The organism is Peribacillus sp. NPDC097264 (assembly GCF_050277925.1).
Lineage (GTDB): Bacteria > Bacillota > Bacilli > Bacillales > DSM-1321 > Peribacillus.
The window spans coordinates 265,032-285,121 of record NZ_JBNNSR010000003.1; the positions used below are offsets into that span (position 1 = coordinate 265,032).

Genomic DNA, 20,090 nt, shown 5'->3' on the forward strand with positions numbered 1-20,090 from the left:
CCGTTCGATTATTACTTATACGAATCAACGATTAGGTAATTCCAGGCTGATCCACAGAAAAGGGCCCGCCCTTCCAAAGATGACGGTTTACAACTTTGAAAGGTAATGGACCCCAATTTAATGCGCTTATGAATTTACTTATTAAACCAAAGGTCTTCCACCTGTTCGGATAGGAACGGAGTATGTTTCACGATTGATTCTGCCAGGAAGGAGCCGGTAAGCGGTTCCTGGATGGAATCCATTGGCAGCAAGGCACCTATGTATAATATAATAAACATGATAAGATAGACTTCGGCAAATCCCAATATCGCGCCTCCCCAACGATTCAACTGTTTTAGGATCGGCAGGTAGGTGATGAAATTGAGCATTGATCCAAGCATTTGCCAAAGAATCTTAGTGGCAAAGAACACGATGGCAAAGGCGATGGCATTGTAATAAGCCGTCTCAAGCCCAACCGATTCGAAAAACATATTAAGCGTCGAAGAATCACCTATGGAAGGGAATGGAATCCACATTTTCAAGTTGGGGGCAAGATCCCCATAGAAGACATAGGCAATAATGAAAGCTACGATAAAACCTGTCATATGAACCAGTTGTAAAATAAAGCCACGCTTCAAACCGATTAATACACCGATTAAAAGAATGGCCAGAATTGCTAAATCAAGCATGTACTCAGTCCTTCTCTCTCTTTAATTCCAGTTGAAGCTGGTCCAGTTCATCTTTTAATTTAATATATTCGTGGATCGTGTTCACTGCGGTCAGTACCGCAAGCTTACTCGTATCCAAATGTGGGTTTTTCATACTGATTTCTCTCATTTTCTCGTCGACCATCGAAGCAACTAGGCGCATATGACTCGCGCTTTCCGTACCGACGATTGTATATGGTTGTCCGTATATGTCAACTGTCGTTTTATTTCGTTTATCGTCTGACAAAATGATGCCTCCAATCTAAACAATCCTATTTCTATCATATCATGAACTTTTTCGTCATGAAAGAGAGTACATCGTCATTTCTCGCATAAAAATTGCAATAATTTGTCAGTTATAAATTCCTTTAGTATGAATGATCCCTTAATAAATCAAATTGAGCGAGGAGTCCATTAATTATGTCCCATGTTGTATTACTTACAAGTCCTGTCCAAATCCAAGCAATGAAAGCCCATTATATGAATAGCTCAGTTGCAAAGCTTCCACCTGGGAGTATATTTTCAGCCAAGCCCCCGCTCTGTACCGTAACCGGTTATAAATCCGGAAAGGTCCTGTTTCAGGGAAAAAATGCAGAATTGGAAGCTGCAAAATGGCAAAAGGATGCAGTAGCACCGAAGAAGAAGCCGGACTCTTCTTCCACTACCACAGTCAAAGTTCATCGTTATTTGCCACCGGCCAACATTGCCACGATGTCGGTTATTGGTTCTGATGAAGTCGGGACCGGCGATTATTTTGGCCCCATTACCGTCGTTGCTGCCTATGCAAAAAAAGAACAGCTACTTTTATTGAAAGAACTCGGTGTTCAAGATTCAAAAAACCTGAAAGATCCACAAATCATCGAAATTGCTAAACAAATCAAGGATGTTGTCCCATTTAGCCTGTTGACGTGTGATAATCCGAAATACAATATGCTTCAGGCAAAAGGGATGTCTCAAGGAAAGATTAAAGCACTCCTCCATAATCAAGCCATCAAGCACCTTATTCAAAAAATACAGCCAGAGCAAGCGGAGGCGGTCCTGATAGACCAATTCGCCCAGCCAAATGTATTTTTCAATTATTTGAAAGGCCAGGAGCCCTTTCAGGCTAACGCTACCTATTTATGCACGAAAGCGGAAGGCATTCATCTTTCCGTTGCGGCCGCTTCGATTCTGGCTCGTTACGCATTTGTGAAACGCTTTGACCTATTGAGCGAAAAGGCCGGTTTTAGAATCCCCAAAGGAGCAGGCTTTGCCGTCGACGAGGCAGCGGCACGCTTAATCCATGAAAAAGGGATCGACGCCTTGAATGACTTTACGAAAACACATTTTGCCAATACGGAAAAAGCAAAAAAAATATATCACAAGAAATACGGGAAATGAGAACGGGAATTGGAAACGTAAATGCCTTTGGGCTTGCTTCTTATGATAGTAAGATGAATGTATTCAGAAGATCTTGTCGACTATAAGAAAGTACATATTATTAGGAGGCGGTCTTCATGCAATTATCAGCAAGAAACCAATTAAGTGGAAGAATCACTGAAGTTAAAACAGGACCTATTTCAACTGAAATAACCATGAGTATCAATGGTGTAGACATCGTATCCAGCATTACAACGGCTTCTGCAGAATCAATGGATCTAAAAGTGGATGATCAGGCGACAGCAATCATCAAAGCAAGTTCCATCATGATTGCCAAGTAACTGATACATATCCTAATAGAAGACTCTCACCCACCTTTCTAATTCTAGAGAAGTGAGTGAGAGTCTTCTTTTAAATTTGCATGCTGTCAATCGAAGGCGTTACACCCAGAAAAACAGCCTCCTGAAATGTCAGGAGGCTGCCTTTTTTGATGCGATCTTATCCTCGTAATTCTGCTCCGGCTTTTTCTTTAACCGCTGCAAGCACTTTTTCATGCGCTTTGGTGATATCCTCGTCCGTCAATGTACGTTCCGGATCGAAGTATTTCAATGAGAAAGCGATAGATTTCTTGCCTTCTTCCATTTTTTCACCTTCGTATAAGTCAAAGATACTGACTTCTTTCAATAACTTGCCACCCGCTTCCAAAATAATATTTTGGATGTCGCCGGCTTTCGCTGCTTGCTCGACTACTAACGCGATATCGCGTGTGGTCGATGGATAGCGTGGGATCGTTTGATACGCAATCGGCGCCACTTCCGCTTCAGCCATAGCTTTGAATGAAAGTTCGAAGATGTATGTTTCCTTAATATCCAAATCCTTTTGAACGGTTGGATGCACTTGGCCGATGAAGCCGATTACTTCACCATGTAATAGTACTTCCGCTGTCCGTCCTGGATGCATATCTTTGATTTCCGCTTGGCGATAGCTGATTTGATCAGTTAACCCCAGCGTATCGAAAATTGCTTCGATCACGCCTTTTGCTACATAGAAATCAACCGATTTCTTTTCCCCTTGCCAAGGTTGAGATTCCCATAACCCTGTAATAACTCCAGCTACATGCTCTTTCTCTTCAGGAAGCTCTTGATTGTCTTTTTTGAAGAAGACAGAACCAATTTCATATAGAGCAAGTGAGTCAAGCTGGCGAGCATTATTATATTTCACGACTTCTAATAATTGTGGAACGATGCTTAAACGCAACTGGCTCCGTTCTTCACTCATCGGCATGGCCAAACGGATGGAATCACGGGCGTTCAATGCAAATTGAGCCGCTTTGTCCTCGCTTGTCAACGAATACGTAACCGCTTGATACAGTCCTGCTCCTTCAAGGGTACGGCGGACTTTACGACGTTTCATTTGATAATCCGTCAATTGGCCAGGAGTCGCGGCACCAACCGGCAATGTTGCTGGAATGTTGTCATATCCGTAAAGACGGGCAGCTTCTTCCACTAAATCCGCTTCAATCGTAATATCTCCACGGCGTGTAGGAACGGTGATCGTGAACGTTTCATTGTCCAGAGCCACTCCAAATTGAAGACGTTTGAAAATGGATTCCACTTCAGAAACAGACATATCCGTGCCAAGAAGCGTATTGATTTTTTCAAGGGTAATGCTAATGACAGCCGGCTCCATTGTCAGTTCATCAACCTCTGCCGTTCCTTGTAGAATCGTTCCGCCTGCATATTGTGCAATCAATTGAGCTGCACGTTCTCCAGCTTCACGCACGCGAGCTGGATCGACACCCTTTTCAAAACGGGCACTTGCTTCACTACGTAACCCATGATCTTTCGAAGCTTTACGTACAACCGTCCCGGCAAAATAAGCACTTTCGATAATGACGGTCGTTGTATCATTCTTCACTTCTGAGTTTACCCCGCCCATTACTCCTGCAATCGCAACTGGCTCGGTGCCGTTCGTGATGACCAGATGATCTGGCGATAATGTACGTTCCGTTTCATCCAAAGTAACGATCTTTTCTGCTTCGTTCGCTTTACGGATGACAATTTCCTTTGAACCCAAACGATCATAATCAAAGGCATGTAGTGGCTGACCATATTCAAGTAAAATGTAATTCGTAATATCGACCACGTTGTTATGCGGACGAATGCCTGCTGACATAAGGCGGGTCTGCATCCAGAGTGGAGATGGACCTACTTTTACGTCCTTGATGATTTTAGCGATGTATAATGGATTATCTTCTTTTGCTTCCACTTTGATGTTAATATAATCAGTGGCTTTTTCCGTTGCTTCTTCTTTTTCGATGACTGGCCATTTCACATCACGACCAAGAATGGCCCCGACTTCATAAGCAACACCCAGCATGCTTAAAGCATCTGATCGGTTTGGCGTTAAACCAAGTTCCAGCACTTCATCGCTTAAACCAAGTTCTTCTAGTGCATCTTTGCCAACTTCCACATCATTAGGGAATACAAAAATGCCTGTTGCATAATCTTTAGATACAATCTTGGATTCGAAACCTAATTCTTGAAGCGAGCAAATCATTCCGTGAGATTCTTCTCCACGAAGCTTGGCTTTCTTGATTTTAAAGTTACCTGGAAGTACAGCGCCAACAGTCGCTACGGCTACTTTTTGGCCTTTATCCACGTTCGGGGCTCCACAGACGATTTGTACAGGGGCCTCCGCTCCAATATCAACCAGGCATTTATTCAGTTTATCGGCATTCGGATGCTGTTCGCGTTCTAGTACGTGTCCGATGACAATCCCTTTAAGCCCTTCACTTTTCTTTTCTACCCCTTCAACCTCAATGCCGCTCTTCGTGATTTTATCCGCAAGCTCAGTTGCATTGATGCCGGAAAGGTCTACATATTCCTGCAACCATTTATATGATACAAACATGGTAGGTCCTCCTCTTTCAAATTAAAATTTATGCTTCATGATGATGGAATTGTTTTAAGAAACGAACATCGTTTGTATAGAAGTGACGGATATCATCCACGCCGTATTTTAGCATCGCGATCCGTTCTACACCGATTCCAAAAGCGAATCCGGAGTATTTCTTCGAATCGAATCCAGCCATTTCAAGGACATTCGGATGAACGATTCCTCCACCCAGCACTTCAATCCATCCTGTTTGTTTACATACATTACAACCTTTACCGCCACAGATTTTACATGAGATATCCACCTCTACTGATGGCTCCGTGAAAGGGAAGAAACTTGGACGAAGACGGATTTCCCGGTCTTGGCCGAATACTTTCTTAGCAAATACATCAAGTGTTCCTTTCAGGTCGCTCATGCTGATGTTTTCATCGATGACCAAGCCTTCAATTTGCTGGAATTGATGCGAGTGCGTTGCGTCATCATTATCACGACGATACACTTTACCTGGACAAATGATTTTAACCGGACCTTGGCCTTTATGTTTTTCCATCGTTCTTGCTTGTACTGGAGACGTGTGGGTACGCATCAAAATCTCATCCGTTATGTAGAATGAATCTTGCATATCACGTGCTGGATGGCTCTTCGGCAAGTTCAATGCCTCAAAGTTGTAATAGTCCGTTTCGACTTCAGGACCTTCAGCCACTGTGTATCCCATACCGATGAATAGGTCTTCAATTTCCTCGACGACCCGTGTTAATGGATGAAGATTTCCTTTCTTAACCGGACGGCCTGGTAATGTCACGTCAATCGTTTCTGTTGCAAGCTTCTTATTAACGGCAGCTGTTTCTAATGCCGCTTGTTTTTCCTCGATTTTCGACGCGATGGCTCCACGGACCTCATTAGCTAGCGCTCCGATTTTCGGACGTTCCTCAGCTGATAATTTCCCCATTCCGCGTAATACCTCTGTAATCGGCCCTTTTTTCCCTAAATAAGCAACACGGACTTCATTCAGTTCTTTTAGTTCGGAAGCTGCGGCAACTTTTTGCAACGCTTCTTCCTGCAGTTCTAGTAAACGTTCCTGCATCATGTCTTCCTCCTTTAGTTTTCCTTTTGTAAAAATGAACACAAAAAAACCCCACTCCCAGAAAGGGACGAGGTTTATGTATCGCGGTACCACCCTTATTAGTGCTATCTGCTAAAAAGCATGAAGCACTCACTCATAAAAAATAACGGCTCTTCACCGGAACATTTTTCAGACACTCTGTCTTCCCAATGCCAACTCGAAAGGTGAATTCCCTTAAGCAGTGCCATAAAAATGCTTTCAGTCACGGCATTTTTTCCCTGGTTATGGATGTCTTAAGTTACTACTCTTTGTCATTGTTGTTTTCATTATAAAATTCTGTTTCATTATATTATAAATGAACGGCCGTTTCAAATTGATTTTCTTAAATAGTACATTAAAATACCGGCCGCGATCCCGACATTCAGTGATTCACTTTTCCCGTAAATCGGAATATAAAGGTTTTTCGTCGTTTTCGCCAATAATTCCTTGGAAACTCCTTGGCCTTCATTACCGACGAGCAGTGCAAATCGCGAAGACCTTTCCACCTCTTCAAAGGGCGAGCCACCTTCTAAGGCCGTGCCATAAACCGGCATGCCTTGTTGCTTCAGTTCATCAATGATCTCGGAAAGATTCCCTTTAACCACCGGCATATGAAACAGGCTTCCCTGCGTGGAACGGACCACTTTCGGATTATACAAATCGGCACACCCTTCTCCTAGAATGACAGCATCGATTCCGGCTGCATCAGCTGTCCGGATCATCGTGCCGATATTGCCTGGATCTTGCACCGCATCGATCAACAGTAGTTTGTCCGGATTGATGGAAGACATGCTCATGGTTTTCTGTTCACAGACAGCGGCTATTCCTTGTGGGCTCTCCGTATCGCAAATCGCCTTCATGATATCAGTTTTCACATAGATGACATCCGTGCCTTCAAGCGAAAAATGGGCCGGCATTTCTGTTTCTTCATTTACGATTACTTCCATGACGATTTCTGCCTTCAATGCTTCTTCAACAAGATGAAAACCTTCTACTAAATATGTACCGGTTTTATCCCGTTCTTTTTTGGTTAATAATTTTTTCCACTGCTTCACCTGAGGGTTTTTTACAGACTCAATATATTTCAAGGTAAACGCTCCTTTAATATTTCACGCTAATTATCCTATTATAACGTAATTCGTATACATATTGAATGCCTGTTTGTGAAATGCTAGTGATGTGAGTCATTATGTGTTAGAGGAGGAAAAATCATGAATTTAAATTTACGCAATGCCATTATTCAGAATGTATCCGGAAATACGCAAGAACAGCTAGAGGATACGATAGTCGATGCGATTCAAAATGGTGAGGAAAAAATGCTACCAGGTCTTGGCGTATTATTCGAAGTCATCTGGGAAAATTCATCCGAACAGGAAAAGCAGGAAATGATTACGGCTCTTGAATCTGGATTAAAAAAATAACAGCCATCCACGGCTGTTATTTTTTCGGCTCATAAGTGATCCGTATTAATGCGATTTTTGATGTATGGGTCCGTTAAGTCAGGGTTCTCATCGCTATCTTGTGGCACCTTTCCGTCCCCGGGAGCCGTGGTCCGATTCAGTGCGTCTCCTACATCCAGTGAATGTTTGGTGTCAGCGGAAAACGGATCTGCATGGGGATCGCTCGCTATCGTTCCCTCATAATCCTCTGGTCTTGGCTTCTTATACTGCTCCGTGGAATTCGACTTCATCTCCTTCTCCTGTGCCCGATTCGATCCCATCTCTTGATTATCATAGATGTTGGTTGAATTTCCATGAAGCTCTTCGCCTTTACCTGGCTGTGCCTCTACTTCACTTGCTTGATAGGCATTCGCCGTCGTTTCCGGGAAAAGATTCGGATCCGGATTATTCACGATACCGGTTTTAAGTGGGTTATTCTCTTGGGAGGTAATATGATCTTCGGTCTCTATTGGGGTCTCGTCGTCAAGAAGAATCAAGAACTTCCCGGCTTCAACTTCATTTATATAAGCCGTGGCTTCACTATCGGCTAAACCCAGATTCCCTAAACGATTTCTGATATCACCGGATCCTTCATTCAAGAAGAAGTGTTTCACTTTTTCTACGAATGAATCATCATCCTGGTTCGTGATAATATCGACGTCCTCATTCTGGCTATTGTTCACAAAAGCCACATCTTCTTTTTTATTCGCGATTACGGTGATTTTCTCACTATCCCATCCTTTTAAATGAAGCGCCTGGATTTCCTTGTTTGCTTCGGAACTAGAATCATAAACACCATGCAATGTTTTTCCCATGAATTATTCCTCCTTTTGTAGCATTACTATTTAATCTTGTTATACCCTTACCACCCAAAATTAAACAAAAATCAAGCTCTAGCCAGTCGATAAGGATTTAATTCCACTCGTCATGCACCTAAAAAAAGACCTGCCGTCTCGTAAACGGCAGATCATTCTCTATTAATCCCTTAACGAAGTTTTTGTTGTTCTTCAAGGGTTTTCACATTTCTCTTTTCTTCTAATGGGTCATGCCCTACTCCGGTATTGACCCCAGTATTGACTCTTCCGGTATTGAGAGAATCGCGATTCTTCACTGAATCCGTTTTATTTAAAGCATCTCTCTTGGTCGTTTCACCTAGATTTTTTTCACGTACGATGGATGAATCACTACTATCAAGCTGGATATCTTCTTTTTTAAGAGTATCCTGAACTTGTTCAGTATCTTGTACCACTTGTTTCTTGATGACAATTTCATCAGTGACCACCGGTTTTTTGGTCACTTCCAATTTTTCCTCAACAACTGGAATTCTTACAGTTTCCCCATCTTTAATGCTTCCTGCTTCCAGTCCGCTTTCTCTACCTGTAACAGGCCGACGTTCAATCGTTACTTCTTCGTGCTCAACCGGAACATTAATGGTTTTTTGCTGTTCCTTCACTTCTTTATCGATGACGACTTCGCCTGCCTGAACTCTTTCTTTATCAATATTCAACTGTTCTTCACGTAGTCGAATCGTTTTTTCATCTTCTGTCGTTCCACGACCACGGCCATTCATGACAGAAGTATCCTTATCGTTCAACAAACCATTCTGTTCAGTTCCGTTGAAACGTGGGTTTTCCGAGTTGCTATCCAACGTCTTTCCAACCGGACGGGTGCTTCCTTCTGTTCCAGCCTTGAATGAATCTCTTGGTGCAGTTAGATGACCTTTGCCTTCTTCAACTAAAACCAACACTTTTCCTCGTTCTACATCATACACGTATTCAGCTGCTTCACTATTAGAAAGCCCTGCATCCGCTAGTTTCGTTGAAAGGTTCGCATGCTCATCTGGCATGAAGAAGCGTGCCACCTTGTCCATAAAGCTATCATCATGTGATGCATTCGTAATGGTATGGACATCCGTTTCCCTTTGTTGATTCGTAAAGTCCAGTGTTTCTTCTTTGTCTGCTACAACCGTTATATCTTCCCCTTCATAGCCTTTCGCTTTAAGTGCATTGATTGCTTGGATCACTTCTGCATTAGATTCATATACTCCATAAACTGTCTTATTCATATTAAATTCCTCCTCGTATTTTATCGATGTATTTGGTAGTTGGTATATTTAGAATGTACCCGTTAGTATGCGAACTAAACGAATAAGCCATATTACATTTGTGTTATAACATTACATTACGTTCTCAAAAAACGAATGCCTTTTCCCTCCAGACCCCATCTGGACTAGGGATGCAAGCATTATATAAATGTAATGTTTAGAATCAATACCCCCATTTTACTAGTTTTCATAAACTCAATAGATTCGCTTTCTTCTATATATAGGCGTCCTACCTACTAAAGAAGTGTCTCCAAATCTCCCCAACTAGAATTTTAGAAACAAAAAAACCCCCCTCCTGTTTAAGGTTATCCTTAAAGCAGGAGGGGGTTTTACTCTCATTATGGAATCATCCAAGAAAGGATGCCATTTTGCAAGAACGTGATAATACATACAAGAAGCAATAAGAACAAACTATGCTTGAGGGTGAATCTCAATAATTCGGACTCCCTACCAGCCAGTCCGACAGCCGCACAAGCGATGGCAATCGACTGAGGGGAAATCATCTTTCCGGTTACACCCCCGGAGGAATTCGCCGCGAGCGCCAATACCGGCTCCATTCCAATCTTTAAAGCGGTAACTTTTTGCAGACCGCCAAATAATAGATTGGCAGATGTATCCGAACCTGTAATGAACACACCTAACCAGCCAAGGACCGGTGCGAAAAACGGGAAGAAGTCTCCGGTCTTTGCAAGTGTCATGCCCAAGGTCGTCGACATCCCCGAAGAATTCGTCACATAAGCGAAAGCAACGACAGAGGAGATCATCAAGATTGGCTTGGCTAATTCTTTCATGGCTTCCACAAATGTATCCAAGAATACTTTTGAAGACATATGTACGATGAACTTTGTCACAATGGCCGCCAGTAAAATGGCCGTTCCTGCTGTACCGAGCAGTTCGATTTTATAAAAAGCTGCAATGGGCAGGCCATTGCTACCAATAATTTCATTATGCAAACCAGGCACTTCAATTTGGAAAGTTAATAGTTTACCAATTTCATTGATTCCTTTTAAAATGGCATTCGTTCCCTCATAATGACCGGATAATGCCGGCTTTATTGGATTCAATCCCCAAATGGAAATAAAACCCGTCAACAGAAGGAATGGAGACCACGCATGGAATATCTGCCATTTCGTATACTTTTTCTCTGTTTCTTGTTCGGAAGCGAATTCTTCAACAGCTGCTGCCGTTTCTTCCGACTTGAATCGAAAAATCGTTTTTGGCTTCCAGAATTTCAGGAAGATGGCTAAGGCAAACAATGATACTAATGCAGAAAGAATATCCGGTAATTCAGGTCCAAGGAAATTCGAACTTACATATTGGGTAATGGCAAAAGATAGACCGGAAACGATGACAGCCGGCAGCACTTCAATCGTCCGTTTCCATCCAGACATGATCATGATGAGATATAGTGGGATGAAAGCCGACAAGAAAGGTAACTGACGACCGACCATTTTGGATATTTCCATAGCCGCAATACCAGTAGGTCCTTCCATCGCAATAATCGGAATCCCGACCGCACCGAATGCAACAGGTGCCGTATTGGCGATTAAACAGATTCCCGCTGCATATAGCGGATTAAATCCAAGTCCCACCAGAAGAGCTGCAGAAATGGCCACTGGTGCACCAAATCCAGCCGCCCCTTCTAAAAAGGCCCCGAATGAGAATGCCACCAATAAAGCTTGAAGGCGGCGATCTTCCGTCAAGGACAGGACAGAAGATCGGATAATGTCAAATTGCCCACTTTTCACAGTCATCTTGTACAAGAATACGGATGTGATGATGATCCATCCGATAGGCAACAGTCCGTAAACGGCCCCTTGAGAAGCAGACATCACGACTTTTCCTGCCGGCATCCCATACGCGAAAACGGCAGTTACAAAAGCAACAAGCAAGGTTGTCAAACCCGCTAGGTATCCTTTCATCCGTTTGATGGTAAGAGCCCAGAAAAAGTACAAAATGGGTATAAGCGCTACTAGAGATGATAGTACCAGATTATCAAGAATCGGTGTAAAGTTCTGTGTCCATGTCATTCGTTTCGACTCCATTCACTATATTTTTCAAACTTTCAGATATTTATATTCAGTGAAAACCCTTTCATAATTATATTTCTTCATATTGCTGGAAGTCATCAGATGACTTGATGATTATTTATTTAAGGTAAATGATTAGAAATGGAAAATCAAGGTTTTTTTATTTTTTGATCATATTTCCTTATCGACAGATGAGAAACCAACAATGTGTTATATAATAAAGATAACTAGAAAAAGCAAAGAAAATCGGGGTGTTCCTACTTGGCCTACAAAAAAATCAAACCAAAGAAAATTTATGAAGAAGTCAGTGATGAACTGTATGAAATGATCCGTTCCGGTACTTTGAAACCGGGCGATAAATTAGATTCCATTCAACAGCTTGCGGAAAATTTCCAGGTCGGCCGCCCGGCCATTCGTGAAGCATTAAGTGCTCTTAGCTCGATGGGGCTCATTGAAATTAAGCAGGGCGAAGGAACATTCGTGAAAACTTTCGACCCTAGCATCATGAACTACCCATTGACTACAGCTCTGTTGATGGATAAAGAAAATATTAAAGATTTACTGGAAGTCCGAAAAATACTTGAATCTGGAACTGCCGAGTTAGCCGCTAAAAAGCGGACCGCTGAGGACATTGCCGAAATGGAGACGAAGCTTGCGGAAATGCTAAAGGTAGCCGACGATGAAGCATTGAGTGATAGAGCTGATATAGGGTTTCACGTGACCATTGCGAACGCTTCTAAAAATGAGTTGCTCATTACATTGATGAGCCAGGTGTCAGTGATGATGACCGAAAAGATGCGTGACATTCGACGTCTTGCTCTCTATTCTGAAGAAATGTCCCTTAAACGGCTTTATCAGCAACATACCCAAATTTACCAAGCAATCGTCGACAAGGACGAAGCCGGCGCCCGCCATGCCATGCTTTTCCATTTGCAAAATGTCGAGGAATCTTTTGATAAATTCATCCTCCAAACCAGTGAGAAAAATCAATAATACGCACGATTACTAAAAATGAACTATACAAATTATACAGAATTTGATATATTATTCTGAAAAAGATTCCATGTTTCTAGGGAAAATGGCAAGTTATTCAACCATTTCCTTTTTCTGTTTTAGTCATCAGATGACCTGTTAACTCATTTGAAAAAGGAGGAAAAATTATGAAAGTGACTTTATTCGCCACATGTTTAGTGGATTTATTTCAATCCAATGTCGGAAAAGCGACGGTGGAACTGCTCGAAAGGCTTGGTTGTGAAATTGACTTTCCGGAATCACAGATTTGCTGTGGACAACCGGCTTATAATAGCGGCTATACAAAGGATTCAAAAGAAGCAATGAAAAAGATGATCCATACATTTGAGGATGCACAATATATTGTCACCCCTTCTGGTTCCTGTGCAGCTATGTTCAAAGAGTACCCGGTTCTTTTTAAAGGAGATCCGGTTTGGGAAAAGAAAGCTGTTGCATTGGCAGAAAAAACATATGAACTGACTCAATTCATCGTGGATGTACTAAAGGTGACGGATGTCGGTGCTAAGCTTGAAGGTAAAGCGACCTATCATACATCATGCCATATGACTCGATTGCTCAAAGTGAAAGAAGCTCCTGCCATTTTATTGAGCCATGTTAAGGGACTGGAAATGACACCGCTTCCGGACGCCCAAAACTGTTGTGGCTTTGGGGGGACCTTTTCAGTCAAGATGGGAGACATTTCCGGACAAATGGTAGAGGAAAAGGCTTGTAATGTGGAAGATACCGGAGCCGACTTTCTTATCGGCGGAGACGCTGGTTGCTTAATGAATATCGGAGGCCGTATCCAACGTAAAGGGCAACCCATCAAGGTTTTACATATTGCGGAAGTATTAAATAGCATTTAAAGAAACCGAGGAGGCAAAACGATGTCTATGAAAACGAGTTCTGCCAAGTTTAAAGACCGGGTGGACGAAGGAATACAGAATGACTTTATGCGATTGGCCGTTTCGAGTGCCCAAGAACGTTTACATGGACGCCGCCTAACGGCCGTTGACGAATTGGGAAACTGGGAGGAATGGCGCTCCCTTGGGGAAGAAATCCGCCAACATGTACTAAGCAACCTTGATTTTTATTTACATCAGCTTGCCGAAAATGTATCCAAAAGGGGTGGTCATGTCTTTTTTGCGGAAACGGCGGAAGAAGCTAGTGGGTATGTTAAGGACGTCATCGAAAAAAAGAATGCAAAAAAAGTCGTGAAGTCGAAATCCATGGTCACGGAAGAAATTAACCTGAACGCAACACTAGAATCAGCGGGAGTCGATGTCATCGAAACGGACCTAGGAGAATATATCCTGCAGCTTGATAACAATGACCCTCCGTCACATATCGTGGCACCAGCGCTTCATAAGAACAAAGAACAAATTAGAGACGTTTTCAAAGAAAAGCTCGCCTATACGAAAACTGAAAAGCCTGAAGAGCTGACGGACCATGTCCGGGGAATCCTGCGGAAAGAGTTCCTGAGTGCCGATATTGGAATTACCGGCTGTAATTTTGCGGTTGCTGAAACGGGCTCCATCGGTTTGGTAACGAACGAAGGCAACGCAGATTTAGTGACGGCCCTTCCAAAAACCCAGATTACGGTGATGGGGATGGAACGTCTCGTGCCGACGTTCGATGAATTTGAAATCCTTGTCAGTTTATTGACGAGGAGTGCGGTCGGCCAAAGATTGACCAGTTACATTACCGCCCTTACCGGACCAAGAGATGAAGGCGATATTGATGGCCCCGAGGAATTTCACCTTGTCATCGTGGATAATGGACGTTCCAAGATTTTAGGGACTGAATTCCAATCGGTACTCCAATGCATTCGCTGTGCCGCATGTATTAATGTTTGTCCGGTCTATCGGCAGGTTGGCGGTCATTCTTACGGTTCGATTTATCCAGGCCCAATCGGGGCGGTACTTTCCCCTCTTCTTGGTGGATATGAAGATTATAAGGAATTGCCTTATGCATCGACGCTTTGTGCAGCCTGTACAGATGCCTGTCCAGTAAAGATCCCGCTTCATGATCTATTGAGGAAGCATCGTGAAGTCATTGTCGAAAAAGAAAAAATGGCTCCTTTTTCTGAAAAAATGGCGATGAAGGCATTCGGAATTGGCGCTGCCTCCCCGATGCTTTATAAATTCGGATCCAAAATGGCTCCTTCCGCCATGTCTCCTTTCAAGACTGGGGATATTATTTCAAAAGGACCAGGACCACTTAAGTCTTGGACGGAAAGCCGTGAATTTCCTGCCCCTAATAAGGAAAGCTTCCGAGATTGGTTCAAGAACCGTGACAAAGGAGGGCAATCATCATGACCGGAACCATTCAAAACGAGGATACATTTTTAGCGAAGATAGCCAAGAACTTGGGGAGGTCCCCCATTACGGAAGGCATATCCCGACCCGTATGGAAACATGCCCCACAGATGGAAGTCTTGAAACATGCAACACAAGAAGAGCTTGTCGAGGAATTACGAGAACAGTGCACCCGGATTCATACTCAGGTCCATCTTACGGATTCTAGTCAGACTGCACATGTTTTGCAACAAGTCATGGAAGAACTTGGACATGGGCCTGTCATCATCCCGAAAGATCAAAGATTCACAGACTATCAATTAATGGATGTATTGAATGATACAGGCGTCCATGTTTGGGATCATCAAATCGGCAGAAAAAATATTGAAATGGCGGAACGTGCCAACATCGGCATAACGTTCAGTGAAATCACGCTGGCCGAATCTGCTACAGTCGTTCTGTATAGTGATAAGGACCATGGCCGTTCGATTAGCTTCTTGCCCGCTTGCCATGTTTCCATCATTCCAAAGAGCAGCATCGTTCCAAGGATGACCCAGGCCGCTATGGCACTCCGCTCCAAAGTTCAGCAAGGTGAGCTTGTTCCATCCTGTATTAACTTCATTACAGGGCCAAGCAATTCCGCTGACATCGAAATGGATTTGGTCGTAGGCGTTCATGGCCCAATCAAAGCAGTCTATATCATCGTTGAGGATAAATAAAGAAAAAATGGAGAGCTCCTTTTAGTAGGAAGCTCTCCATTTTCATCTCATTGATTATTCATAGATAATCCGGTCCACCGTTTCCCGGTCGAGGCGTTTGATCACTTCAACTATGAGTTTGACGGCATTCTCATAATCGTCACGGTGTAACATCGCAGCATGGGAATGAATATAGCGCGTCGCAATCGTAATGGCTAATGCGGGTACACCATTTGCGGTTAGGTGAATGGAACCGGCATCCGTTCCACCGCCTGGAATCGATTCATATTGATAAGGAATGTTCATTTCATCAGCCGTATTCGTAACGAAATCCCGTAATCCTTTATGGGCCACCATCGATGCATCATAAATGACGATTTGCGGGCCATTCCCCATTTTACTCATCGCTTCTTTATCACTTACACCAGGTGTATCCCCTGCAATCCCTACATCAACGGCAAAACCGATATCCGGCTGGATCTTGAATGTCGATGTTTTAGATCCACGCAGACCCACTTCTTCTTGGACTGCTCCAATTCCATACACTACATTCGGATGTTCACTATCTTTCAATTGTTTCAGAACATCGATCGCGATGGCGCAACCAATTCGGTTGTCCCAAGCTTTGGCAAGAAGCATCTTATCATTATTCATGACCGTGAATTCGAAATAAGGCACCACCATGTCTCCTGGCTTGATTCCCCACCCCTGTGCTTCTTCCTTACTGGTCGCTCCGATATCAATGAACATATCCTTTATCTCAACCGGCTTCTTCCTCGCTTCTGCCGTTAAGATATGCGGCGGTTTTGACCCGATGATGCCTGTCACATCGCCTTTGCTCGTCACGATCGTCACACGCTGTGCAAGCATGACCTGTGACCACCATCCCCCTACCGGCTGGAAACGTAAAAATCCTTTATCGTCGATTCGTGTAATCATGAAACCGACCTCATCCAAATGACCCGTCACGACAATCTTCGGCCCATTTTCCTCACCTGTTTTCTTAGCAATCAAACTACCCAATCCATCCGTGGAAATTTCATCCGCATATGGAGTTATGTATTCAGTCATGACCTTTCTTACTTCACTTTCATTCCCGGCAATCCCTTTTGCATCCGTTAAGTCTTTCAACATCTTAAGCGTTCCATCTAATTGAACCATTCCCGTTCCTCCTCATTCATACACTTCAACTTTCATTATACAAAATATGGGTATAACCCACAATTAATAGCCATTCTTCTGCCGTTCATAATTCACTTCATTCTTACTGACATACGCGGCCTCTACATCCACCGCAGAAAAGCCAAGCATCTCCCCTAAGCGTAAGTACTCGGTAAATACCGCTTGAAAGGCAGGCTCCTCCTGCTGTATACGAAACTCATTGATGGATCCATAAATCTTTATAAATTGCGCAGTTACATCCTCCCCTTTCAGATGGGAAGCTGATTCCACTTTGGGCATAAACCCTTTTTCAATGCCAAGTGACAGAATAAAATGTATGCCATCCACATATTCAGCTAAAACCGTCTCCTTATCCGAAGCGCCTTTAAGACTCCAAAACTTAAAACATCTTGTTTCGTTCGCCAGCTCGCCAAGCTCTACTAATAGAGCCAGAATCTTTCTCTCAACAAGATCCTCATTATGTAATGCATGTTTCTTCTCAATATGTTTATCCAAGGCAGCCTGCATGTCCATCAATTTTTCGATATTCATTTCATCACTACTTTCATCAGTCATGCTTAAATTATATCAAATAAATGAAACTTATTAAAAACCTATACGTAAAAGAAAGGAATCACTCTGTTTAGGAGGAAACATGATGGTATTAATACTACGGATCTTGCTTTTGGCTCTTATCATCTTTTTCATATACACGACAATCAAATATTTATTTAATCCGAAACGAAAATTGGAACTTGCACACGAACAGAAAAAGTTCTTTTTGCTCGATGATACATCGAATATCCGCAAGAATTTTTTATTGACCTACAACGGGGTGATGTTTGAAGGGGAAAAATATTTAGGTACGACCGAACGTTCCTTTGAGGTGATCTCCATTTTCATCTGGCCGAAGAAAACTTCCGCTTTGAAAGGCTTAAAGCGTGATGATTTCTTAAAGATTGAAAGAGCCATAAAAAAACAATATCCAGATGCCATGATTGACTGGAAAAGTCCGGTTAAGGAGTTTTTGACCGACTAAAATGGCAATGGCCTTGAGTGACTTCCACTCAAGGCTTTTATTTTTCATGCGATTGAAAAAATTCTTTCCATGGCACGACCGTCTGCTTTTCCCTCAATAAGTACAGCAATAAGGTAAGCGATAATAAAATGATGATGATGAGTGTCGGGCTGAAATCCGCAATATAATGACCGAAAACCGTATAGACGAAGGCAACGGGGATATTTGTCATGAAGGATAAATAAAAGTAGTTCTTTAATCCTTTATTGGATTCCAAAAGACAGAGGGATAATAAATAGTAATGGATGAACGGAATGAGCCGCAATACCGCAATTTGACGGCTGTTAAGTTTCCGATTTCCGAATAGCTTATTTTTAAGACGAAACAGTTTTTCCTGCATTTTAGGAAACTTTTCAATGACGAAATAAAAAATCATATTAGCAAGGGTCAGACCGATGATGGAGTAGATGGTTCCAAAAGCTGCCCCGAATAAAATGCCCCCTGAAATGCAAACGACTATCACAGGTATGAATAAAAACTGTCGTAACAAATGGAAAGTGATGAAAATTAATGGTGCAAACACACTGCCGGATTGAACGTAACCCATTAAAAGTGTCAGTTTTTCATCCATGTTCTCCCTCCAGCTAATTCTTGCTGCTTCTACAAGCATATACGCAATTTCAGTAACATATGACTAACGAATGATGTTGGTGAGTAATAGCACAATCTGGATAACCATTAAAGCAGGTAGCCCCCATTTAAAAGTGAAGTGCTTCGTTTTATGGCGGAAATGACGCATCCCCATGAATGCTCCCGTTCCCCCGCCAATGATGGCCCAGGTCCAGAGTGTCTTTTCACTGATCCGGTATTCCCTCTTCCATGCCTTCTTTTTATCGATGCCCATCAGCACAAACCCGATGATGTTGACCATGATGAAATAGGCAAGAACGAACCATATCGCTTCCATCTTCTTTCCCTCCTTGCATATAAAAAGCCGCCCTCTTAAAAAAGAGAGCGGCTTATATCAGTCAGACTTATTTGTCTAATTGTTGTTTAGCAGCAGTTGCTAATTGAGCAAAAGCTTGTTCGTCAGCTACAGCAAGATCAGCAAGCATCTTACGGTTCACTTCGATACCAGCAAGCTTTAAGCCATGCATTAAACGGCTATAAGATAGTCCGTTGATGCGAGCAGCTGCGTTGATACGAGTGATCCAAAGTTTGCGGAAATCACGTTTTTTCTGACGACGGTCACGGAAAGCATAGTTTCCTGACTTCATTACTTGTTGGTTAGCTACTTTGAAAAGAATATGTTTCGAGCCATAGTAACCTTTAGCTAATTTTATAACCTTTTTACGACGTTTGCGAGTAACAGTACCGCCTTTTACACGTGGCATGTTATTTCCCTCCTATTTAACTCGATAAATCGAACTTATTTAATGTTATCTAACATATGACGAATACGTTTGAAGTCACCTTTGCTTACAAGGCTAGCTTTGCGAAGCTTACGCTTTTGCTTAGTAGATTTGTTAGCAAATAAATGGCTTGTGTAAGCGTTAGAACGCTTAAGTTTACCGGATCCAGTTTTTTTGAAACGTTTAGCTGAACCGCGGTGAGTTTTCATTTTAGGCATAAGGTATTCCTCCTCATTACAAAATACTTAATAATTACTTTTCGGCTTTTGGTGCTAAAATAATGAACATGCTGCGTCCATCCATTTTTGGATGTTGCTCGATTGTAGCCACTTCTTTACATGCATCTGCAAAACGAACCAATACGCGTTGACCGATTTCCTTATGCGTGATAGCACGACCTTTGAATCGGATAGAAGCTTTTACTTTATCGCCTTTTTCAAGGAATTTGATTCCGTTGCGAAGTTTCGTATTGAAATCATGTTCTTCAATCGTCGGGCTCAAGCGAACCTCTTTCAGACTGATGACCTTTTGATTCTTACGAGCTTCCTTGTCTTTCTTTTGCTGCTCGAAGCGGTGTTTTCCGTAGTCCATAATCCGGGCTACCGGAGGCTTTGCATTTGCAGCAACTAAAACTAGATCAAGATTTACACGAGCGGCTATTTCCATTGCCTCGAATTTCGTTTTAATTCCAAGTTGTTCTCCGTTTTGGTCAATAAGACGAACTTCACGGGCTCGGATGCCCTCGTTTACCATCGCGTCTTTACTAATAGTTAGCCACCTCCAAAGATATTGGCGAATACGAACGTTTGAATCAATTAGGTCACGCTCACAACTCGCTTACAGGATATAATAAAATAAAAAAAGTGTGGATGCAT

General features: G+C 42.6%; 23 protein-coding genes and 2 other annotated features (1 of these 25 only partly in view). Of the genes, 8 read left to right on the top strand and 15 right to left on the bottom strand.

Annotated features, from left to right (window positions below; all coding sequences use genetic code 11):
* Nucleotides 1–134: 134 nt before the first annotated feature.
* Nucleotides 135–668 (bottom strand): CvpA family protein, encoded by a 534-nt coding sequence (locus ACQKL0_RS06580; protein ID WP_402874498.1) that lies wholly within the window; start codon nucleotides 666–668, stop codon nucleotides 135–137.
* Nucleotides 669–672: 4 nt separating this feature from the next.
* Nucleotides 673–933 (bottom strand): cell division protein ZapA, encoded by a 261-nt coding sequence (gene zapA / locus ACQKL0_RS06585; RefSeq protein WP_402874495.1) that lies wholly within the window; start codon nucleotides 931–933, stop codon nucleotides 673–675.
* A 173-nt stretch (nucleotides 934–1,106) separates the two neighbouring features.
* Between zapA and rnhC the strand changes: the two genes are divergently transcribed.
* The gene (gene rnhC / locus ACQKL0_RS06590; RefSeq protein ID WP_402986558.1) at nucleotides 1,107–2,066 is read left to right on the top strand and encodes a ribonuclease HIII; all 960 of its coding nucleotides are present in this window, start codon (nucleotides 1,107–1,109) and stop codon (nucleotides 2,064–2,066) included.
* 116 nt (nucleotides 2,067–2,182) lie between these two features.
* A complete protein-coding gene (locus ACQKL0_RS06595) occupies nucleotides 2,183–2,386 on the top strand; it encodes a TOBE domain-containing protein (RefSeq protein WP_402874489.1) in 204 nt (67 codons plus the stop codon).
* 157 nt (nucleotides 2,387–2,543) lie between these two features.
* Here the strand turns inward: ACQKL0_RS06595 and pheT are convergent, their stop codons facing one another.
* The 3 genes from pheT to ACQKL0_RS06610 form a co-directional block, all read right to left on the bottom strand.
* Complete coding sequence (gene pheT, locus ACQKL0_RS06600; protein WP_427686741.1) at nucleotides 2,544–4,958, bottom strand: phenylalanine--tRNA ligase subunit beta; 2,415 nt, start codon at nucleotides 4,956–4,958, stop codon at nucleotides 2,544–2,546.
* Nucleotides 4,959–4,986: 28 nt separating this feature from the next.
* Complete coding sequence (pheS, locus tag ACQKL0_RS06605; protein WP_402874483.1) at nucleotides 4,987–6,027, bottom strand: phenylalanine--tRNA ligase subunit alpha; 1,041 nt, start codon at nucleotides 6,025–6,027, stop codon at nucleotides 4,987–4,989.
* 60 nt (nucleotides 6,028–6,087) lie between these two features.
* Nucleotides 6,088–6,330: a binding site (T-box leader), on the bottom strand.
* A gap of 44 nt (nucleotides 6,331–6,374) precedes the next feature.
* Nucleotides 6,375–7,133, bottom strand: coding sequence for a TrmH family RNA methyltransferase (locus tag ACQKL0_RS06610; protein ID WP_402986562.1), 759 nt, complete (start codon nucleotides 7,131–7,133; stop codon nucleotides 6,375–6,377).
* Nucleotides 7,134–7,256: 123 nt separating this feature from the next.
* On the opposite strand from ACQKL0_RS06610, the gene sspI reads away from it, so the two are divergent.
* Entirely contained in the window at nucleotides 7,257–7,466 is a 210-nt protein-coding gene (gene sspI / locus ACQKL0_RS06615; RefSeq protein WP_402874477.1) for a small acid-soluble spore protein SspI, read from the top strand.
* Nucleotides 7,467–7,495: 29 nt separating this feature from the next.
* Here the strand turns inward: sspI and ACQKL0_RS06620 are convergent, their stop codons facing one another.
* The 3 genes from ACQKL0_RS06620 to ACQKL0_RS06630 all read right to left on the bottom strand — a co-directional run bounded on the left by ACQKL0_RS06620 (nucleotide 7,496) and on the right by ACQKL0_RS06630 (nucleotide 11,618).
* The gene (locus tag ACQKL0_RS06620; protein ID WP_407408219.1) at nucleotides 7,496–8,299 is read right to left on the bottom strand and encodes a general stress protein; all 804 of its coding nucleotides are present in this window, start codon (nucleotides 8,297–8,299) and stop codon (nucleotides 7,496–7,498) included.
* Between the two features lie 170 nt (nucleotides 8,300–8,469).
* Nucleotides 8,470–9,549, bottom strand: a complete 1,080-nt coding sequence (locus tag ACQKL0_RS06625; protein WP_407408217.1) for a YsnF/AvaK domain-containing protein — start codon at nucleotides 9,547–9,549, stop codon at nucleotides 8,470–8,472.
* Nucleotides 9,550–9,926: 377 nt separating this feature from the next.
* On the bottom strand, nucleotides 9,927–11,618 hold the full coding sequence (locus ACQKL0_RS06630; RefSeq protein WP_402874468.1) for an L-lactate permease: 1,692 nt from the start codon (nucleotides 11,616–11,618) through the stop codon (nucleotides 9,927–9,929).
* 261 nt (nucleotides 11,619–11,879) lie between these two features.
* Between ACQKL0_RS06630 and ACQKL0_RS06635 the strand changes: the two genes are divergently transcribed.
* The 4 genes from ACQKL0_RS06635 to ACQKL0_RS06650 all read left to right on the top strand — a co-directional run bounded on the left by ACQKL0_RS06635 (nucleotide 11,880) and on the right by ACQKL0_RS06650 (nucleotide 15,645).
* Nucleotides 11,880–12,611 carry a FadR/GntR family transcriptional regulator gene (locus tag ACQKL0_RS06635; protein ID WP_427590616.1) on the top strand — a complete coding sequence of 244 codons (732 nt, stop codon included), beginning with the start codon at nucleotides 11,880–11,882 and terminating at the stop codon, nucleotides 12,609–12,611.
* Nucleotides 12,612–12,778: 167 nt separating this feature from the next.
* Entirely contained in the window at nucleotides 12,779–13,495 is a 717-nt protein-coding gene (locus ACQKL0_RS06640; protein WP_402874462.1) for a (Fe-S)-binding protein, read from the top strand.
* Between the two features lie 21 nt (nucleotides 13,496–13,516).
* Nucleotides 13,517–14,947 carry a LutB/LldF family L-lactate oxidation iron-sulfur protein gene (locus ACQKL0_RS06645; protein ID WP_402874459.1) on the top strand — a complete coding sequence of 477 codons (1,431 nt, stop codon included), beginning with the start codon at nucleotides 13,517–13,519 and terminating at the stop codon, nucleotides 14,945–14,947.
* Entirely contained in the window at nucleotides 14,944–15,645 is a 702-nt protein-coding gene (locus tag ACQKL0_RS06650) for a LutC/YkgG family protein (protein WP_402874456.1), read from the top strand. The genes ACQKL0_RS06645 and ACQKL0_RS06650 overlap by 4 nt, the downstream gene beginning before the upstream one ends.
* A 54-nt stretch (nucleotides 15,646–15,699) precedes the next feature.
* On the opposite strand, the gene ACQKL0_RS06655 is transcribed toward ACQKL0_RS06650, so the two are convergent.
* Both ACQKL0_RS06655 and ACQKL0_RS06660 read right to left on the bottom strand, forming a co-directional pair.
* Nucleotides 15,700–16,785: a M42 family metallopeptidase gene (locus ACQKL0_RS06655; protein WP_402874454.1), complete on the bottom strand. Its 1,086-nt coding sequence runs from the start codon at nucleotides 16,783–16,785 to the stop codon at nucleotides 15,700–15,702.
* A 63-nt stretch (nucleotides 16,786–16,848) separates the two neighbouring features.
* On the bottom strand, nucleotides 16,849–17,337 hold the full coding sequence (locus ACQKL0_RS06660; RefSeq protein WP_427686745.1) for a dUTP diphosphatase: 489 nt from the start codon (nucleotides 17,335–17,337) through the stop codon (nucleotides 16,849–16,851).
* 106 nt (nucleotides 17,338–17,443) lie between these two features.
* Between ACQKL0_RS06660 and ACQKL0_RS06665 the strand changes: the two genes are divergently transcribed.
* Nucleotides 17,444–17,824, top strand: a complete 381-nt coding sequence (locus ACQKL0_RS06665) for a sigma-w pathway protein ysdB (RefSeq protein WP_402874451.1) — start codon at nucleotides 17,444–17,446, stop codon at nucleotides 17,822–17,824.
* 37 nt (nucleotides 17,825–17,861) lie between these two features.
* On the opposite strand, the gene ACQKL0_RS06670 is transcribed toward ACQKL0_RS06665, so the two are convergent.
* From ACQKL0_RS06670 to infC, 5 genes are all read right to left on the bottom strand, one after another.
* Complete coding sequence (locus ACQKL0_RS06670; RefSeq protein ID WP_402874448.1) at nucleotides 17,862–18,434, bottom strand: TVP38/TMEM64 family protein; 573 nt, start codon at nucleotides 18,432–18,434, stop codon at nucleotides 17,862–17,864.
* A gap of 63 nt (nucleotides 18,435–18,497) precedes the next feature.
* Nucleotides 18,498–18,770 (bottom strand): DUF1294 domain-containing protein, encoded by a 273-nt coding sequence (locus tag ACQKL0_RS06675; protein WP_402986577.1) that lies wholly within the window; start codon nucleotides 18,768–18,770, stop codon nucleotides 18,498–18,500.
* 67 nt (nucleotides 18,771–18,837) lie between these two features.
* Nucleotides 18,838–19,197, bottom strand: coding sequence for a 50S ribosomal protein L20 (rplT, locus tag ACQKL0_RS06680; RefSeq protein ID WP_402874442.1), 360 nt, complete (start codon nucleotides 19,195–19,197; stop codon nucleotides 18,838–18,840).
* Between the two features lie 35 nt (nucleotides 19,198–19,232).
* A complete protein-coding gene (gene rpmI / locus ACQKL0_RS06685) occupies nucleotides 19,233–19,433 on the bottom strand; it encodes a 50S ribosomal protein L35 (RefSeq protein ID WP_034309070.1) in 201 nt (66 codons plus the stop codon).
* Between the two features lie 34 nt (nucleotides 19,434–19,467).
* Nucleotides 19,468–19,968 (bottom strand): translation initiation factor IF-3, encoded by a 501-nt coding sequence (gene infC, locus ACQKL0_RS06690; protein WP_402874439.1) that lies wholly within the window; start codon nucleotides 19,966–19,968, stop codon nucleotides 19,468–19,470.
* A gap of 98 nt (nucleotides 19,969–20,066) precedes the next feature.
* Nucleotides 20,067–20,090, bottom strand: a sequence feature (ribosomal protein L20 leader region) (it continues 113 nt past the right edge of the window).